The organism is Acinetobacter sp. 243_ASPC, from assembly GCF_001054715.1.
Lineage (GTDB): Bacteria > Pseudomonadota > Gammaproteobacteria > Pseudomonadales > Moraxellaceae > Acinetobacter > Acinetobacter soli.
In genome coordinates, this window is the sequence record NZ_JVOR01000111.1 from 1 (window position 1) to 18135 (window position 18135).

Below are 18135 nucleotides of genomic sequence, written 5' to 3' on the forward strand. Positions count from 1 at the left end.
GTGCACTGTTTATTTATATGATTGCTCAACCACTGTTTGGAGCACTCTCTGACCGGATTGGTCGTCGTGCATCCATGCTGCTTTTTAGTGGATTGAGCATTGTATTTATTTATCCAGTTATGGTCATTGGAATGCGTCAGTTTAGTGATTCACCGGTAATCGTGACGGCTTTACTGGTTTTTCTGATGATGATTCTGAGCCTATATACTTCTATTAGTGGTTTAATTAAGGCAGAAATGTTTCCACCACATGTACGGGCATTGGGCGTTGGGTTTTCTTATGCTGTCGGAAATGCCATTTTTGGTGGTTCAGCGCCAGCGGTTGCCCTGCAATTTAAACAGGCAGGTATTGAAAACGAATTCTTCATTTATGTGATGGTGATGCTTGCCATCTGTTTCTTCTGTAGTTTTAAATTACCGAAAGAACCAGAATATTTGCATCACGACAAATAAATTTCAAATCCGCCTTCGGGCGGATTTTTTATATCAAGGAGAACAACATGAAAAAATTAGTGGTTTTTTCTGGTGCCGGTATGAGCGTCGAAAGTGGTATTCATACATTTCGAGATAGTGATGGACTATGGGAAAATTACAAAATTGAAGATGTGGCAACGCCAGAAGCTTGGCAAAAAGATCCTGAACTTGTACAGCGTTTCTATAATGAACGGCGTAAAAATATTTTAAACGCGACCCCTAACTCGGCACATCTGGCGATTGCCGCTCTAGAGCATCAATTTGATGTGAACGTGATTACTCAAAATATTGATGATCTGCACGAGCGTGCTGGCTCTAGCCGTGTTTTACATTTGCACGGCAATATTCGATTTGCCAAAACCAGTGGCCCAGATGCACAAATCACTCAAGAGCTATATCCTATTCGGGGCTACGAATTAAAACTAGATCGGGATCGCTGTAAAGACGGCTATCCACTTCGGCCACATGTGGTCTGGTTTGGTGAATCTGTACCTGCTTATCAAGATGCAATCCATCAAATTCGTCAAGCCGATATATTTATCGTGATTGGTTCAACCTTAAGCGTTTATCCGGTCGCAGGTTTAATCCACGAAATATCTGGCTCATGTGAAGCGTATTATATCGATCTGAAAGCCGACTATCATCGCGTTCCAAAGCAGTATCAGTTGCTCAAAATGACAGCATCTGAGGGTGTAAAAACACTATCCGAGACGTTAAAAAGTAAATAATTTGACCATTTTGGGTGCTTTTTATCCACACATCACCTTCAATTTGTTCAATGCTTACACAATTGCTCACTTTTTAAGATACACAAAATTACAAAACTGCTTTGATTTTCATCCTTTCGATTTAAATACCATCATTTTTTGTATTTAAATCCATCAAATGGCTTTTTATTCTTATTTTTGATAAATAATACATTGAATTTTATAGGTTATTAATTAATCTCTACACACAAGATATTTTTACATAAAATTACATAATGTATACTTAAAGTTAACAGTTATTATTTTGGCATCCGTGTTTATATCTCAGCCTTATTTTTAGGCAACCAAATTATTATTTGGACTGGTTGAATTACACACGTAAAAGTACATAAGGATAGGTCCCATTCATGAATTCTATCAATCCAACCGTGATCACGTTTGTATTTTACATCGTGGCAATGGTCTGTATTGGTCTCTATGCGTATAGAGCCACAACAAATTTTTCAGACTACATTCTGGGCGGACGCAGCTTAGGAAGTTTTGTTACAGCATTGTCGGCTGGTGCATCAGACATGAGTGGTTGGTTACTCATGGGCTTACCAGGTGCGATTTACTTATCGGGTCTTTCCGAAGCATGGATCGCAATTGGTCTGATTATCGGCGCATGGTTAAACTGGTTGTTTGTCGCAGGCCGTTTACGCGTGCATACTGAGGTGCAATTTAACGCACTCACTCTCCCCGATTATTTTACCAATCGATTCAATGATACGAAAAAATTACTTCGCGTATCTTCTGCGCTGATCATTCTGATTTTCTTCTCGATTTACTGTGCTTCAGGCATGGTTGCAGGCGCACGCTTGTTCGAAACGATTTTTGGTATGGATTACACCATGGCACTCTGGATCAGTGCGATTGCCACGATCAGTTACGTGTGTATTGGTGGCTTCCTTGCCATTAGCTGGACCGATACGTTTCAAGCTGCCATGATGCTATTTGCTTTATTGCTCACGCCTATTTTTGCGTATTTAGCGATTGGAGACGGTCAGCAGCAATTTACGCAGCTCATTGAAACAGCTCGTCCACAAGCCATGAACATGTTCTCTGGTGTAAGTTTTATCGCCATGATTTCAGCAATGGCATGGGGCTTAGGCTATTTTGGGCAGCCGCATATCCTCGTTCGTTTTATGGCAGCAGACTCGGTCAAATCAATTCCAGCTGCACGTAAAATTGGTATGTCTTGGATGATTCTGTGCTTAGGTGGCGCTGTCGGAGCAGGATTTTTTGGTATTGCCTTCTTCCAAGGTCATCCTGAGCTTGCCGGAAATGTGAGTAAAAACTCTGAATTGGTGTTTATGGAGCTTGCACAGATTTTGTTTAATCCGTGGGTAGCCGGTATTGTGATGGCAGGTATTCTTTCTGCTGTGATGAGTACGTTGAGCTGTCAGCTTCTGGTCTGCTCGAGTACCTTGACTGAAGATTTTTATAAGCCATTCTTTCGCAAAAATGCCTCTCAAAAAGAATTGGTCTGGGTTGGTCGCTTGATGGTTCTGGCGATTTCTGTATTTGCAATCTGGTTGGCAAGCAACCCAGAAAGTAAGGTTTTGGGCCTTGTAGCGTACGCTTGGGCTGGCTTTGGTGCCGCGTTTGGTCCGTTAATTATTTTCTCTTTGTTCTGGAAACGCATGACTTTAAACGCTGCGGTTGCAGGTATGATTGTAGGCGCAGTAGTGGTGATTGGCTGGAAAAACCTATTTGCGTCAACGGGTATTTACGAGATTATTCCTGGTTTTGTCTTGGCTGCAATTACCATTGTGGTTGTGAGCCTCATGGGCAAACCACCAACACGTGAAGTTACGGATCGTTTTGAAGAAGCCGATCGTCTTTACCATAGCTCGAAATAATGCATCATTTGATCTAAAAAAAAGGGGCGTTATGCCCCTTTTTTTGTAGTGCGCTTATTTAGCTTAATTCGAGAGGTTTCTTTGACCACTTGCATGACCGGATAACTTCGCGTTTCCTTGACTCCAGGCAATTGCCACAGGGTTTGCCCAGCAAACTTTCGGTACTCTTCCATATTGGCACTGCGAATTTTCATTAAGAAATCAAAACCGCCGCTGGTCATATGACATTCAATAATTTCAGGATATTCCGATACAGCCTCAATAAATTCGTCGAGTCCATTCGATGTGGTTTTATCGAGTAATACTTCCACAAATACTAAAAAACTCGCATTGAGCTTTTCTGGATTGAGCTTGGCTTGATAGCCCAGAATATAATTCTCCTTGGTTAGTTTCTGTACACGCGCCATGACCGCAGTGGGTGACAGACTGACTTCTTCTGCGAGTTTTATGTTTGAAATTCGACCATCTTTTTGAAGAATATCGAGAATTTTCAGATCAACCCGATCTAATGTTGAAATTGCCCCATCCATACAAAATTTTTCCCTAAAAAATGCCAAGAATATAGCGAGTTATTCGGTAATTATTCTGTAATCATAAATTATCTAAACCTCTTTAGACAATATCCTTTAGAGATCGTCATTGGAATTTGACATGAACATGATGGACAGCAACCCGAAAATGCATGAAGCACAACCTAACTTTGGTTACATCACGGAATTTAAACAAAAAACCGAGCTGGAAGAACGAATTAACAGTGCTTGGCGCCGTGCAGAACCAGAAGTCGTCGAAACCTTATTGAATGCCGCGACAATTTCAGATGAATTGAATCATCAGATTCATGAAGTTGCGTTTAATCTGGCCAACTCATTACGTGAGCGTAAGAGTTCTGCTGGTAAGGCAGGCATTGTGCAGGGTTTATTGCAGGAATTTTCGCTGTCCTCGCAAGAAGGAATTGCACTCATGTGCTTGGCAGAAGCACTTTTACGTATTCCTGATAAAGCAACACGCGACTTACTGATTCGTGACAAAATCAATCAAGGTAACTGGAAAGACCATGTGGGCCAAAGTAGCCTGATGTTTGTCAATGCAGCAGCTTGGGGCTTAATGCTGACTGGTAAGCTGATGGAAACGCCTAAACAAGGGAGTTTATCGGGCTTGCTCACCTCGATCATTGCTCGCAGTGGTCGTGGTGTCATCCGTAAAGCAGTTGACGTGGCGATGCGCATGATGGGCGAACAGTTCGTGACTGGTGAAACCATTGAAGAAGCACTGAATCATGCTAAACCGCTTGAACACAAAGGCTTTCGCTATTCATACGACATGCTGGGCGAAGCTGCTCTCACCGATCATGATGCTGCACGTTATTTTAACGATTACACACAAGCCATTCATGCGATCGGCAAAGCCGCTCAAGGTAAGGGCGTGTATGATGGTCCAGGAATTTCGATTAAGTTATCTGCACTGCACCCTCGTTATCAACGTGCTCAAATTGCACGTGTACATGATGAGCTTTATGGAAAAGTCTTTGAACTGGCACAACTGGCGAAACGCTATGACATTGGACTCAACATCGATGCAGAAGAAGCCGATCGTCTTGAAATCTCACTCGAACTTTTAGAACGATTGTGCTTTGAGCCAGAACTTGCAGGCTGGAAAGGTATTGGGTTTGTCATTCAGGCTTACCAAAAACGTTGTTTCTACGTGGTTGATTACGTGATTGATCTGGCCAAACGTAGCCAGAAACGTCTGATGATTCGTTTGGTAAAAGGTGCTTATTGGGACAGCGAAATCAAAAAAGCCCAAATCGACGGGATGAGCGACTACCCTGTATTTACACGTAAGGTTCACACCGATTTATCATATATTGCGTGTGCCAAAAAATTGCTGGACGCACCAGCGTATATTTATCCGCAATTTGCAACACACAATGCACAGTCATTAGCCACCATTTACCATCTGGCAGACCCGAGCAAGTATTATGCAGGTCAGTATGAGTTCCAATGCTTACATGGCATGGGAGAGCCGCTATACGAGCAAGTCGTAGGTTCGCGTAGCGACAATAAACTCGGTATTCCATGTCGTATTTATGCACCAGTGGGTAACCATGAAACCTTACTCGCCTACTTGGTACGCCGCTTGCTCGAGAATGGTGCCAATACCTCTTTTGTTAACCGTATTGCCGATCAAAGCCTAAAAATCGAAGCATTGATTCAATCACCATTTGATGAAATTCATGCCACTGCCAAGCGTGAACAACGCATTGGTCTCAAACATCCTGCTATTGCACTGCCACATGCATTATATGGCGATGCACGTCAGAATTCGAAAGGCTTTGATCTTACCGATGACAGCAGCCTGATCGCCTTAAATGAAACGGCACAGGCATTGCAGCATCAGGTGTGGAACAGTCAGCCCTTGCTTGCAGATGCATCGCATGAGTTTGACGTTACACCACAGGCCATTTTAAACCCTGCTGTTCATGCAGATTTGGTCGGTTATGTACAAGAAGCAACTGAAACACATGTTGAGATTGCTTTACAGGCAGCAATACAAGCACAAATCGGTTGGTCAGGCACCCATAAAAGTGAACGCGCAGTAGCATTAAAGCGTGCAGCAGACTTAATGGAAGACCGCATGCAGGCGCTCATGATCCTTTTATGTCGCGAAGCTGGTAAAACGTATGCCAATGCGATTGCCGAGGTACGTGAAGCCGTCGATTTTCTACGTTACTACGCGACCCAGATCGAGAGCATCAATGAATCTACAACGATTCGCCCACTGGGTACAGTGCTCTGTATTAGCCCTTGGAACTTCCCTTTAGCAATTTTTTCAGGTCAGATTGCAGCTGCCTTGGTGGCTGGTAACTGTGTCATTGCAAAACCTGCCGAGCAAACGCCTTTAATTGCTGCTGAAGCAGTGCGCATCTTGCATGAAGCGGGTGTTCCACGTGCTGTGCTGCAACTACTGCCAGGGCGTGGTGAAACGGTTGGTGCTAAGCTTAGTTCAGATGATCGTGTTCAGGGCATCATGTTTACCGGTTCGACTGAAGTCGCGAAAATTTTGCAAAAGACAGTTGCCAAACGCGTTTCACCGACTGGCGAGCCTATTCCGCTGATTGCGGAAACGGGCGGTCAAAATGCGATGATTGTCGATTCATCGGCCTTAACCGAACAGGTGGTGCTAGATGTCGTCAACTCGGCATTTGACAGCGCCGGCCAGCGCTGCTCTGCACTTCGTATTTTATGTGTGCAAGAAGACAACGCTAAAGTGTTAATTGACATGCTCAAAGGTGCGATGCAACAACTTTTGGTGGGTAATCCGTTTATTTTGAAAACGGATATTGGCCCTGTGATTGATGGCGAAGCCAAACAAACCATCGATCAGCATATCCAAAAAATGCGCAGCAAAGGCTATCCGGTTCATCAGCTTGCTTTAAATCAAGATGCCAAAAGCCAATTGGTGCTACAAAACGGAACGTTCGTACTGCCAACCCTAATTGAACTTCCAAATCTCGATGATTTAGAACGCGAAGTATTTGGTCCGGTATTACACGTTATTACCTATAAGCATGGCGAAATTCAGGCTTTACTTGAGCGGATCAACGCCAAGGGCTATGGTTTAACCATGGGACTTCACACTCGAATTGATGAAACAATCAATACCGTGGTGGAACATGCAGAAGTCGGCAACCTATACATCAACCGTAATATCGTAGGTGCTGTGGTGGGAGTACAACCTTTTGGCGGAGAAGGCTTATCGGGTACTGGGCCTAAAGCCGGTGGACCGCTTTATGTATACCGCTTGATGAATAGCTGTTCAGAAAAAAGCTTAAGTGTGCCTTTTGGTGTGCAGCCAGACCATCATATTCGCGCTGAACGTCCAAAACTGTTTAATGAGCTGCTGAGTTGGGCTAAACAGCATTTACCTGAAGCGAACTTCCCTGCAATTGATACAGTTAGCGTAGGTCAAGCGTTTGATCTGCAAGGCCCGACTGGCGAAACCAACCGCTACATGATGCTACCGCGCAAGCGTGTTTTGACGGTTGCAACGAATCATGTCGATGTCGTGCATCAAATGCTCGCGATTTTTGCAGTACAAAGCGAAGTGGCCATTTTGCAAGGTCACAGTTTTATACAAAGTTATGCTTCAAAATTGCCTCGGGCGATTCGTCAGGCAATTATTGAAATTGGTCATATCGAGCATGGGGATTTCGATGCTGTCTTGCATCACGGTACTCCCGATCAACTGGCAAAATTGCAAACACAAGTTGCAGCACGTCAAGGAGCTATTGTGGGCATTACGCATATGCAAGATTCAAGTGTCCGTATCCCACTTGAGCGACTATTGATTGAACATGCAATCAGTATTAACACGGCTGCTGCTGGAGGTAATGCCAGCTTGATGACCATTTCGGAATAGATGATTATTTCAAAATAAAGGTCTTTTCACTAAAAGCACGCCAAGTGAGAAACATGGCGTGCTTTTTTACATTGAGCGCATTAAAAATATTATGGCTGTGCTTAAAGCCATGATAAGTTTTCTCCCTGATAGTTGCTTTTTTTGCTACTATTTGCGCTTTGACGATTCTTGTTATTTTTCATATTTATGTCTCAAACGTATCAGCAACAGCTTCAAGATAAAATTGAACGAATCACCCGCCAATTTCAGGAATTTAATGCGCCAACATTGGAAGTATTTGACTCGCCAGAGCAAAATTTTCGTATGCGTGCCGAGTTTCGTATCTGGCATACCGAAAATGATTTGTTCTATGCCATGTTTGAACGCGCAGACGAAGGCAAAAATAAAGCTGTGGTACGTGTTGATACGTTTCCAATTGCTGATCAAAGCATTAATGCACTCATGCCTGTTTTACTGGCAGAGCTTAAGGCGAATGCTGTGCTATCACAGCGTATTTTTGAAGTCGATTTTTTGGCGACACTGAGTGGTGAAATGCTGGTTACGCTGATTTATCATCGTAAACTAGACGCTGACTGGGAAGCTGCGGCCAAAGCACTGGCAGATCGACTCAATATCAAAATCATGGGACGTAGCCGTGGTCAGAAAGTCATTATCGGTGATGACTATGTGGTAGAGCAATTACAGGTTCATGGCCGCACTTTTAAATACAAACAAATCGAAAGCAGCTTTACTCAGCCAAATGCCATTGTTTGTCAAAAGATGCTCACTTGGGCCTGCGATACCATTCAGGGTGAAAATCAGGATTTGCTTGAACTCTATTGCGGAAACGGTAATTTTACCTTGCCGCTTTCATTACATTTCAATCGTGTGTTGGCCACTGAGCTTGCAAAAAGTTCTGTTTATGCTGCGCAGTGGAATATTGCACAAAACCAGATTAATAACATCCAAATTGCTCGACTTTCGGCCGAAGAGTTTACTGAAGCCTATCGCGGTGAACGTAGTTTCAGACGCCTACAAGAAGCGCAAATCGAGCTTGATGATTATCAATTTGATACGGTTTTTGTCGATCCACCACGCGCCGGAATTGATGATGAGACTCTTAAACTTCTGCAAGGTTTTGAGCGTATTTTATATATCTCGTGTAACCCAGATACCTTATACGACAACTTAAAAACCCTGACTCAAACACATCGAATTAGCCGCTTCGCTTTGTTTGATCAATTCCCGTTTACCCATCATGTTGAATCGGGTGTATTACTCGAAAGAATTTAAACAATTTATTGCATTGTAAAGAATAATGAATAGGTTATAGATGTAACCTATTCTTCTTTAATCATTTTTTATAGTTAAAAATCAAATTAAATCAAAGATCAAGCCCCTAGCCTTGTCATAATTTCGTTAAATTTTAAATTTATCATCGGAAAATTTAGAGTTTGATTGTTGCTTTTATCACTTTGGTCATCTTGTATTTTTATTTAATTTGGCTATATTTCGAGCTATGTTAAGTTGATTATGAAGGCTCTATGAGTTTTTGGCATAAACTGTTCTCATCAGATGAGATCAATAACGAGCATAAAAACCAAATTGCTTGTGTTGAAAACGATTGTTCTTGCAAAACAAACGAGCAGCTCGTTGCTGCTTTGGCAAAAGCAACTGATGAAGATATCATCAAAGGAATTAAAAAGGTTTTGGTGTCTCGCGGTTACAGCCGTAAAGAGTTGAATGAAATAAATCATCGTCCGGTGCAATAGCCATTTTACCTGTGTAAATTGATTGCATGATCCAAAAAAGCTGATATCTAAACAGATGTCAGCTTTTTTGTTTTCTAGGCGTTTGTTTAATGATTTTAAAATATACAAGCTCATCAAAGTCGACTTGACTTCATGAGCAGGGTCACGTAGAAATCACTCACTTTGTTCATGTTTATGGATCTTTAATGGCTAAACGTAAATACCAGAAAGAACTTTTTTCTGTACGCAGAATTGATCGCGAATGGTGGGTTGTGCAACAAGTAGATCCAACAGTAGCAGTAAAAAAAGTAGAAAAAACACAGACACGCTGTGTCGCAAATCAATATGCCGATGATTATGTCGAGAAGTATTATGTCGACTTGTATCTGAAGCAGCAAATGCAAGCTGCATCTAAACCACATTAAAATAAAAAAACCCATAGCACTGGCTATGGGTTTTGAGGATCACGCTGTAATACTACCTCTGGTAGTGATGATTATTATTGTTTTATTATTGAAGAGCCTTCTCGAACTCTTCGGAAATCATCATATAACAAAAAAACAATAAACGCAAACAATTCTCATTATCAAATTCAAATTATTTTATCTTTTTTATTGATCAAGGAATTGTTTACTTTAAGATAAGGTACGTTTTTATTCTAAAAAACATCTTCCACTCAACGATTTTAGAGATGAGTACAATATTTCATGGGAAATCTTGAAGCTTTTAAAGCGTTATTTTTAGGTTTTATCGAAGGATTAACAGAATTTTTACCGATTTCGAGTACAGGACATTTAATCTTATTTGGTCATTTAATTGACTTTCATTCCGATAGCGGTCGAGCATTTGAAGTCGTAATCCAGTTAGGTGCCATTCTCGCGGTGTGCTGGCTGTACAGAAAAAAAATTATCGATTTGGTGAAAGGCTTTTTTAGCGGTGATGCCGAAGCACGACATTTTACGTTTAGCGTTCTGATTGCTTTTTTCCCCGCGGTGATTATTGGCGTATTGGCCGTCGATTTTATTAAATCGGTGTTGTTTAGCCCAATGGTTGTGGCGGTGGCGCTGATTGTAGGTGGACTCATTATTTTCTGGGTTGAGTCTCGTGACTTTAAGCCATCTACTACCGAAGCCACACGCATTACTTTCAAGCAAGCTATCATTGTGGGTTTTGTGCAGTGTATTGCCATGATTCCAGGCACATCTCGTTCAGGTGCAACGATTATTGGTGGTATGCTTTCAGGTTTATCTCGTAAAGCAGCGACCGAATTTTCGTTCTTCTTGGCCATGCCAACCATGCTGGGTGCAGCCACCTATGACCTCATGCGTAATGCCAGTATTTTAACATCAGACAATATGCTCAATATCGGGCTTGGATTTGTTGCAGCTTTCATTTCTGCATTGTTTGTGGTCAGAGCACTGGTTCGATTTGTTGAGAAGCATACTTTACGCGTATTTGCTTGGTACCGGATTGCACTCGGTGCCATCATCATGCTGGTGATGTTTTAAATATAAAAAAGCTCAGAGTATGCTCTGAGCTTTTTTTTTAAATTGCGATCAGCTTCACTACAATGTGCTGCGCCTCTTCAATTTCATCATAATGCGAATATTTGCGATTCAACTCTTTATACTTCAAACGAAAATTGCGCTGATTTAATGTTAACTGATCAGGGATTTTGTCAAAAAAATCTGCTGGCGCATCGAGCTGCTCTTCATGTAAAGGGGTTCCAAGCTGATAATCGTCCCCTTTAAGTACTACATATTTGACTGTTGTTCTCATTCAGATTTACCCATTTTTTTCACTCCTTTTCTTTTGTATTCTGTACTAAATTGAAAATGGTTCATAGCGTGATGACAATTTAAAACAATTCGATGAAAGCCGTTTATTTGATTTGTTGATTTAACCTGTTGCGCCTTATAACTACATCTTTATCTCATTTTGGTATTTTGCTGATTTTCTGCTACTCTTTTGCAGCTTTTTCTCCTAGCGCGATTTGTTCTGCAATAAAGCGCTATCGTGCCTGTTAATAAGGATAATTTTTGATGTCGAAGCCATCTGTTGAAGCATTGCGTCTTGTGGATTGTACGGAACAACAACATTCAACTGAGATTCTGGATATTCTCAATGATGCGATTGTGCATTCAACTGCATTGTACGACTACAAACCCCGCACGCAAGAAAGTATGGTGCAATGGTTTAAAACCAAACGTACACATCAATTTCCTGTCATCGGCGCAGTCAATGCGCAAGGTCAATTGATGGGCTTTGCAAGCTTTGGCACATTTCGGGCATTTCCGGCTTATAAATATACAGTCGAACACAGCGTTTATATTCACAAAGATTTTCGTGGCCAAGGCTTAAGCACCGTGCTGATGCAAGCGCTAATCGAACGAGCGAAAGCCGCTGATGTGCACGTGATGGTCGGATGTATTGATGCAACCAATGTAGCCAGTATTAAATTGCATGAAAAACTCGGATTTCGTTATTCGGGCACTATCACCCAAGCGGGATTTAAATTTGGACGCTGGCTCGATGCCTCGTTTTATCAGCTCACGCTAGAGACGCCAGTTGAACCATACGATGATGTTTAACGTTTTTTAACTTAATATTCAATAACGCAAGCTATACGTTTGATCACGATCTGACGTATAAATTTCACGCCCAGTTCACACCTTTTCACCTACCTTTGATTGATAAAGATAAATCAAGGGTGAACCCAATGATGAAAAGAATCACGACACTTGCCGTCTCGGCCATTACGATTTTGAGTCTGAGTGCCTGTAAAAGCATGCCAGCATATACCAGTGATTACACTAAAGCGCGTGAGCAAGTGAATGGTGTAGTGATGGATGATCAAAAAGCTATGGACATCGGCCAGCGATTTGTGGGTGCCTTTAATACCCTCGGTACACCGTCATTTGTGAAAAATGCCAGTAATCTATATGCCGATCAGCTTTACATCAACGATACTTTATCTCAGTTTTCCAATAAGCAAGAATTGGTGAAGCATTTTGAAGGCATGAACAAACGCGTGAGCAACGTGACCGTAAAACTCATCAGCGCGACCCGTCATGAAGACTCCGCATATATTCACTGGCACATGGCCTATGACTTCAAGATGTTCGGTAGTACCAAAACTATGGACTCCTACGGTATCAGCGAAATTAAAGTGAATCCGCAACAACAGATTATTTTCCAGCAAGATTTCTGGGACCCTGCTAACGGCTTATTCCGTTCATTACCTGTATTTGGAGGAGCTTACAAATGGGTACTACCATTCAAAAAATCGTAATTGGTAGTGTGTTGGGCGTGTCATCATTATGGATGACACAAACAGCATCGGCCAGCGAATTAAAAAAATGCAGTACAGCACCAATTGTGGTGACGCTCAAAAATGTCGGTAAAGTCAGCTACTATGCGCAAGATTGTGCCAAGGCATGGAATACGCAGGATATCCGGCTTGACTTCTACTACACCCGTGATATTCCAGAATGGGCATTTAAAAAAGCGGCCACACATTTTCTGGAAAAAAATATTTCTGGCTTTAGCAGTAAATCCCCTTTGAACCAGATTACCGCGCTCTATCGGCCAGTAAAATCGGGAGATTTGTATAGCATTGGCTATCAAATGCAAAATCAGAAACTGGATCTGGTTTTAAACAATAAACCGCTTGGTTCAATTACCGATCCGCATGCCAATGATTATTTTAAAATTTGGTTTGGTGCAGCGCCATTTAATGCTAAGTTAAAACAACAACTTCTCAATTAATGGATTCGCTTCATCTTATGAGCCATCATTTTATACTCATGGTCGAAGACCATTTTGAGCTGGCTGCAACGGTTTGTGAGTTTTTAGAGGCGCATGGTTACGTGGTTGACCATGCGCGTAACCTTGACGCTGCCAAAAACTTCTTAAAGTCACAGCCTTTTCATTTGCTTTTATTAGACGTGAACTTACCAGACGGTACAGGCTACCAGCTTTGTGACTGGGTGCGAAATGATCAAGGACTGGATTTACCTGTACTCATGCTCACAGCGCGTGATACTGTTGAAGATAAACTTCAGGGGTTTTCTGCTGGTGCAGACGACTACTTGATCAAGCCATTTGACTTCAACGAACTGGTTGCCCGCATTCGTGCCCTCATTAAGCGTGCTTCTGGCGAGGTATCCAATAGCCAAATCAAAATACACGATCTTGTATTAGACACATCTACTCAGCGCGTCATAAGAAACGGTCATTCAATAGAACTGCCACCGATTCAGTTTAAATTACTCAAAACATTAATGCGTCAGTCACCTAAAGTAGTGACCAAGCAAGAACTGATTATGGAATTATGGGGTGAAGAAGAGCCTGAGAGCGATGCACTCAGAAGTCATATTTATAATCTAAGAAAAATGATTGATAAACCCTTTGAACAAAAACTATTACACACCGTTTCGGGAGTGGGTTTAAAGATTGCGATTGAACAAAGCGCCTCTTAACAAAGATAAACCACAACAATCAAACCTGTAGTATTTTGCAGCATTAACTCTGGATGGGTTAAAAGATAATATTGACGGTCGAACAGCTCTACGCGCCAGTTGAGCTGTTTACACAGTTTTTGCACCAGTTGTAAACCAATTCCATGCCCTTTTACATCGAGCTTCAACTGAGATTCATTGAGCTCTTGCACTTTGGCATCGTTGGGTAAATCCAATCCAATTCCATTATCGGCAATAATAAGGCTGTTTTTTTGCAAGATTATATCGATTTGGGTACCTTGCGAATAATTTAAAGCGTTACGCAAGATATTACTAAGCACCATTTTGGTCATGGAAGGATATAGCCAGCGCTTTTGCTCGGCTTCTTCGTACTGAATTTCAATATCAATGCCTTTGACTTGACTCATATCGGCCAGATCCATCACCAGATCATCGACGATTTTAGACAAATAATGATGTTCAGTATTTAGATTACTGGTGGTATTTCGCGCTATTGCCAAAAGTGTATCGACCAAAAGCTGCATGTCCTCAATGGTATTGTGCATACGCAGCAAGGATTTGTCTTGGCCAAACTTAACTTGGCATAACTGTAAATTGCCCTTTAAGATCGTCAGCGGTGTGCGCAGCTCGTGGCTTACATCCCCTGTAAACTCGCGCTCTCGGCGGATAAATTCGGTCAAAACTTGATGGTACTTTTCTAGCGCCTGCTTAAGGTATTCTGCTTCTAAATTGCCATTGGTACTGATTTGGGCAAATGGCGATTGCTCGGTTTGATGCGCCCAATCGATTTGTTCAAGCGCATTGGCCAATCGTGTAATAGGAGAAAAATAGCGCTTTGCCCGCCGGTTTGACCACCACAAAAAGCTGTATAAAACAGATAAGCTAAACATGAGTGGTGCAAGACCAAACAGCCAGATCAATTTATTGACGTTGCTTTCACCAAAAACCAGCAAGACATGCTGACCATTTTTCTCACCATAAACTGTCATACGATCTTTACCATCAATAAACATCCGGTTTACACCAGGCTTGAAGGTATAAGATTTAAAACGCGGCGGTGGGTTATTGGTGAGCCATCGATAGCCATACAAGTTTTTGGTATCGGGTAAATTCGCATTCGGGTTACGCTGAACGCGAATCCAGTAATGCTCCATCTCCTGCTCAAGGGCAGTTTTTAATAAAGAGCCTTTAATGACCCATGCGCTGCATGCCAAGCCCACCACAATCGACATTGCAATCAAAACAATCTGTAGCCAATAGTATCGATTAAACACATCAGCCACAGGATGATTGGAATGGTCGTTGCGGTAGAACTTCAACATATTTACAACTCAATAACAGCCAATTTGTGGGTTAGGCCGCCTTCTTTTTAAATAAGTAATGCCCAACGACCCACTCTTGACCTTGGTCAAATCCAAACAGCTCGGCACAGGCCATAAAGAATATGCGCCAGCGCTGCCACCATGCATCTGCATCTTGTGCATAAATTTTTTCAAACAACGGTTTGAGTTCAGTTTCATGCGCATCCATGTTTTCAAGCCATGCATTGGCAGTACGCTCATAGTGCTCACCTGACCACTGCCACTGCTGGCTGAGCTCTAAATGATCCTGAAAATGTAAGAATGTCGAGACCGACGGCATCAGACCACCAGTAAAGAAGTATTTCGACATCCAGTCATATTCGTTCTTAATTTCAAATGGATAATGCAAGAATCGATGACAGAAAATATGACACCATAATAAGCCATCATCTTTCAGCCATGTTTGAATTTTTTCAAATAAACGCTGGTAATTGCGCACATGCTCAAACATTTCGACCGATACCACGCGATCAAACTGCCCTTTTTCAAGTTCAAGTACATTCACATCACAGGTCAGGATTTCAATATTATTGAGTCCACGCTGTTTCGCTTGAGCCAAGATGTGTTGACGTTGTGTGGCCGAATTAGACACGCCCTTGATTGAGGCATTTGGGTAACGCTCTGCCATCCAGAGTGTAAAAGAACCCCAGCCACAGCCCAGCTCTAAAATCTGCTGACCATCCTTAAGCTGAGCGCGTTCACAGTATATCTGTAAAGCAAACTCTTCGGCTTCGTCTAGGGTGGTTTTGGCAGTCGGGAAGTAACATGCGCTGTATTTTAAGCACTTGCCCAATGCGGCCTGAAAAAATTCGGTCGGTAGTTCGTAGTGCTGCTCATTGGCTTTGTCGGTTTCAATGGCAATTTCACTGTGCTTGAGGGTATTCAGCACATCCATATAACGCTGGGCAGCCTGTTCAGGATCATAACGACCTTCCTGAATCAAACGTTTTTTACTGAGCGCACGAATAGCCGCACGAATGGCCTGATCGGGTACAAGGCCACTCTCGACCAGTTTGAGCGATTGTTGAATGATAAAATCCATATATTGACCTATTGTTTTGGTTTTCTAGGAATAAACATTGAAGTTCGTTGCTGATAGTCACGATAATTTTGACCACGGTTCTTTAACGCTTGTTGCTCACTAAATGGAATACCTGTGATGTAATACAAAAATAACCACATCAGCAGCGGATAAATCCACAGCACGTATACACCCACTGCCAAGCCTAAAATCGGGTAAGCAAACCAATGCAACCATTCAAAAAAGTAGTTGGGATGCCGAGAGTATCGCCATAAACCCTGATCCATTGTTTTGCCACGATTGGCCTTGTCTTGCTTGAAACGGTAAAGCTGCTGATCTGCGATGCTTTCTCCGGCAAAAGCAACCAGCATGACAAGCGCGGCAACCAACATCGCGGGCAACATAAAGCCTGACCAGGCGGAAGCAGGCTGATTGAGCAACACCCACATTGGAGCGAAAAATAGCAGTACTAGACCTGCCTGAAACAAGAAAAAAAGTAAGAAGCCGACATGCTGGAACTTGCCCATGGCTCTGCGCATATTGGCATAGCGTGTGTCTTCTTCAGTCTCGGCAAGATAACGCCGAAACAAATGCTGAAACAGGCGTAAAAACCATGCACCGCTTAACACACCAATAAATAAACGAATAGCAAGTGGTGCGGTATCAATCAACCAAGCCGAAAGTAGGATATTGATCGCAATACAAAAACTCCATGCGACATCAACAATTCCCACGCGACGATTGAAGGTTGCAACCAGCCAACATATCAGCATGATCGCAACATCTAGAATAACCAGATTCCATAGCATCACTGATCTCCTTCATTTCCAGATCGATCTCAATATGGACTGGCTTCAAATAGCATATGCACATCGCTAATAACGCCTTCTCTGAAGCCCCCTTCGCAGTAACAGAGGTAAAAATCCCACATACGAATGAAGCTTTCATCGAAACCAAGTGCAAGTACGTCTGCTTTAGCTGCTAAAAAGCGTGCTCGCCAATGATGAATGGTTTGGGCATAGCTTAAACCAATATCATCGAGCTGTTTCAGACGCAGTTTTTGGGTTGATGCTGCCAAAGTCATGACGCTGATAGACGGAATAAAACTGCCCGGGAAGATATACCGCTTAATGAAATCGACTGTATTAATGGCTTTTTCATAGCGTGCATCTTCAATGGTAATTGCTTGAATCAGGGCCAGACCATGCGGTTTAAGAAGATTGCGGCACTGGTTAAAATAAGTTGGCAGGTACTGCTCGCCCACCGCCTCAATCATTTCAATTGAAACCAGTTTGTCGAATTTGCCTTCAAGAAGACGATAATCCTTAAGCTGTACATCAACTCGATGGCTTAAACCAGCCGCTTCAACGCGTGCCACTGCTTCATCATATTGCGCTTGTGAAATGGTAATCGTGGTGACTTTACAACCATAATTTTGAGCGGCGTAAATTGCAAAGCCCCCCCCAACCGCTTCCAATTTCGACCAGATGATCGAGCGGTTTAAGCTGGAGTTTTTGGCAAATCTGCTCTTTTTTCAAATCAGATGCCGTTTCAAGCGTCATGTGCTCATCGGTAAATACCGCACTTGAGTACATCATCGAGTCATCGAGAAATAGCTTAAAGAAGTCGTTGCTTAGATCATAATGCTCGGCAATATTTTTACGACTACCCGTGATTGAATTTTGTCGTGATTTGTACCAGAGTTTTAATAAGCTTTGGCTTGCTTGTGCCACCACGTTTTGATTGATTTTATCGAGTACATGTCGGTTACGCGATAAAATCTGAATGAGCTCGACCAAGTGGTCGGTGGTCCAGTCACCGCGAATATAACCTTCGGCGGTACCAAGTACGCCATTTTTAAATATCAGTTCAATCAGTGCCGGATTATGCACCTCAATGGTGGCATGAAGATCTGAGGGCTCACCCACAGTTCCGTTCCACACACCGCGAAAAGTAATCTGACCGTGCTGTATTTTAAGAAGCCCTCTTAAAATCAGCGGTAATGTATCTTGTTCACCGTAAAGAAATGTCTTAATCATGGG

At 42.4% G+C, this 18135-nt stretch carries 17 protein-coding genes and 1 pseudogene; 12 read left to right on the forward strand and 6 right to left on the reverse strand.

Annotation, left to right across the window (positions count from 1 at the left end; all coding sequences use genetic code 11):
• From ADA42_RS15140 to putP, 3 genes are all read left to right on the forward strand, one after another.
• Positions 1–452, forward strand: a 452-nt coding sequence (locus ADA42_RS15140; RefSeq protein ID WP_048766044.1) for an MFS transporter, incomplete at its 5' end; no start/stop codon positions are given.
• A gap of 47 nt (positions 453–499) precedes the next feature.
• A complete protein-coding gene (locus tag ADA42_RS15145) occupies positions 500–1201 on the forward strand; it encodes an SIR2 family NAD-dependent protein deacylase (RefSeq protein ID WP_048766046.1) in 702 nt (233 codons plus the stop codon).
• 386 nt (positions 1202–1587) lie between these two features.
• A complete protein-coding gene (putP, locus tag ADA42_RS15150) occupies positions 1588–3081 on the forward strand; it encodes a sodium/proline symporter PutP (RefSeq protein ID WP_004947682.1) in 1494 nt (497 codons plus the stop codon).
• Between the two features lie 29 nt (positions 3082–3110).
• On the opposite strand, the gene ADA42_RS15155 is transcribed toward putP, so the two are convergent.
• The gene (locus tag ADA42_RS15155; protein WP_004937965.1) at positions 3111–3611 is read right to left on the reverse strand and encodes an Lrp/AsnC ligand binding domain-containing protein; all 501 of its coding nucleotides are present in this window, start codon (positions 3609–3611) and stop codon (positions 3111–3113) included.
• Positions 3612–3732: 121 nt separating this feature from the next.
• Here ADA42_RS15155 and putA point away from each other — a divergent pair, with 121 nt between their 5' ends.
• From putA to ADA42_RS15180, 5 genes are all read left to right on the forward strand, one after another.
• Positions 3733–7500, forward strand: a complete 3768-nt coding sequence (gene putA / locus ADA42_RS15160; protein WP_048766048.1) for a trifunctional transcriptional regulator/proline dehydrogenase/L-glutamate gamma-semialdehyde dehydrogenase — start codon at positions 3733–3735, stop codon at positions 7498–7500.
• A gap of 186 nt (positions 7501–7686) precedes the next feature.
• On the forward strand, positions 7687–8772 hold the full coding sequence (gene trmA / locus ADA42_RS15165) for a tRNA (uridine(54)-C5)-methyltransferase TrmA (RefSeq protein WP_048766049.1): 1086 nt from the start codon (positions 7687–7689) through the stop codon (positions 8770–8772).
• 251 nt (positions 8773–9023) lie between these two features.
• Positions 9024–9251 (forward strand): hypothetical protein, encoded by a 228-nt coding sequence (locus ADA42_RS15170; protein ID WP_004937974.1) that lies wholly within the window; start codon positions 9024–9026, stop codon positions 9249–9251.
• Positions 9252–9436: 185 nt separating this feature from the next.
• A complete protein-coding gene (locus ADA42_RS15175; RefSeq protein WP_004937977.1) occupies positions 9437–9655 on the forward strand; it encodes a hypothetical protein in 219 nt (72 codons plus the stop codon).
• Between the two features lie 282 nt (positions 9656–9937).
• Complete coding sequence (locus tag ADA42_RS15180) at positions 9938–10738, forward strand: undecaprenyl-diphosphate phosphatase (protein WP_004937982.1); 801 nt, start codon at positions 9938–9940, stop codon at positions 10736–10738.
• A 37-nt stretch (positions 10739–10775) separates the two neighbouring features.
• Here the strand turns inward: ADA42_RS15180 and ADA42_RS15185 are convergent, their stop codons facing one another.
• On the reverse strand, positions 10776–11009 hold the full coding sequence (locus ADA42_RS15185) for a hypothetical protein (protein WP_048766051.1): 234 nt from the start codon (positions 11007–11009) through the stop codon (positions 10776–10778).
• A 263-nt stretch (positions 11010–11272) separates the two neighbouring features.
• Between ADA42_RS15185 and ADA42_RS15190 the strand changes: the two genes are divergently transcribed.
• From ADA42_RS15190 to ADA42_RS15205, 4 genes are all read left to right on the forward strand, one after another.
• The gene (locus tag ADA42_RS15190) at positions 11273–11821 is read left to right on the forward strand and encodes a GNAT family N-acetyltransferase (RefSeq protein ID WP_048766052.1); all 549 of its coding nucleotides are present in this window, start codon (positions 11273–11275) and stop codon (positions 11819–11821) included.
• Positions 11822–11952: 131 nt separating this feature from the next.
• Positions 11953–12522 (forward strand): nuclear transport factor 2 family protein, encoded by a 570-nt coding sequence (locus tag ADA42_RS15195; protein ID WP_048766084.1) that lies wholly within the window; start codon positions 11953–11955, stop codon positions 12520–12522.
• A complete protein-coding gene (locus tag ADA42_RS15200; protein WP_004937992.1) occupies positions 12495–12998 on the forward strand; it encodes a chalcone isomerase family protein in 504 nt (167 codons plus the stop codon). The genes ADA42_RS15195 and ADA42_RS15200 overlap by 28 nt, the downstream gene beginning before the upstream one ends.
• A 17-nt stretch (positions 12999–13015) precedes the next feature.
• Positions 13016–13711, forward strand: coding sequence for a response regulator transcription factor (locus ADA42_RS15205; protein WP_025094687.1), 696 nt, complete (start codon positions 13016–13018; stop codon positions 13709–13711).
• Here ADA42_RS15205 and ADA42_RS15210 read toward each other — a convergent pair.
• The 4 genes and pseudogenes from ADA42_RS15210 to ADA42_RS15225 all read right to left on the reverse strand — a co-directional run bounded on the left by ADA42_RS15210 (position 13708) and on the right by ADA42_RS15225 (position 18132).
• Positions 13708–15033, reverse strand: a complete 1326-nt coding sequence (locus tag ADA42_RS15210) for a sensor histidine kinase (protein WP_048766054.1) — start codon at positions 15031–15033, stop codon at positions 13708–13710. The two genes, ADA42_RS15205 and ADA42_RS15210, sit on opposite strands and share 4 nt — an antisense overlap.
• A gap of 31 nt (positions 15034–15064) precedes the next feature.
• Positions 15065–16114: an SAM-dependent methyltransferase gene (locus ADA42_RS15215; protein WP_048766055.1), complete on the reverse strand. Its 1050-nt coding sequence runs from the start codon at positions 16112–16114 to the stop codon at positions 15065–15067.
• A gap of 8 nt (positions 16115–16122) precedes the next feature.
• Complete coding sequence (locus tag ADA42_RS15220) at positions 16123–16902, reverse strand: DUF1295 domain-containing protein (RefSeq protein WP_048766057.1); 780 nt, start codon at positions 16900–16902, stop codon at positions 16123–16125.
• Positions 16903–16931: 29 nt separating this feature from the next.
• Positions 16932–18132 (reverse strand): annotated as a pseudogene (locus tag ADA42_RS15225) (class I SAM-dependent methyltransferase).
• Positions 18133–18135: the final 3 nt, after the last annotated feature.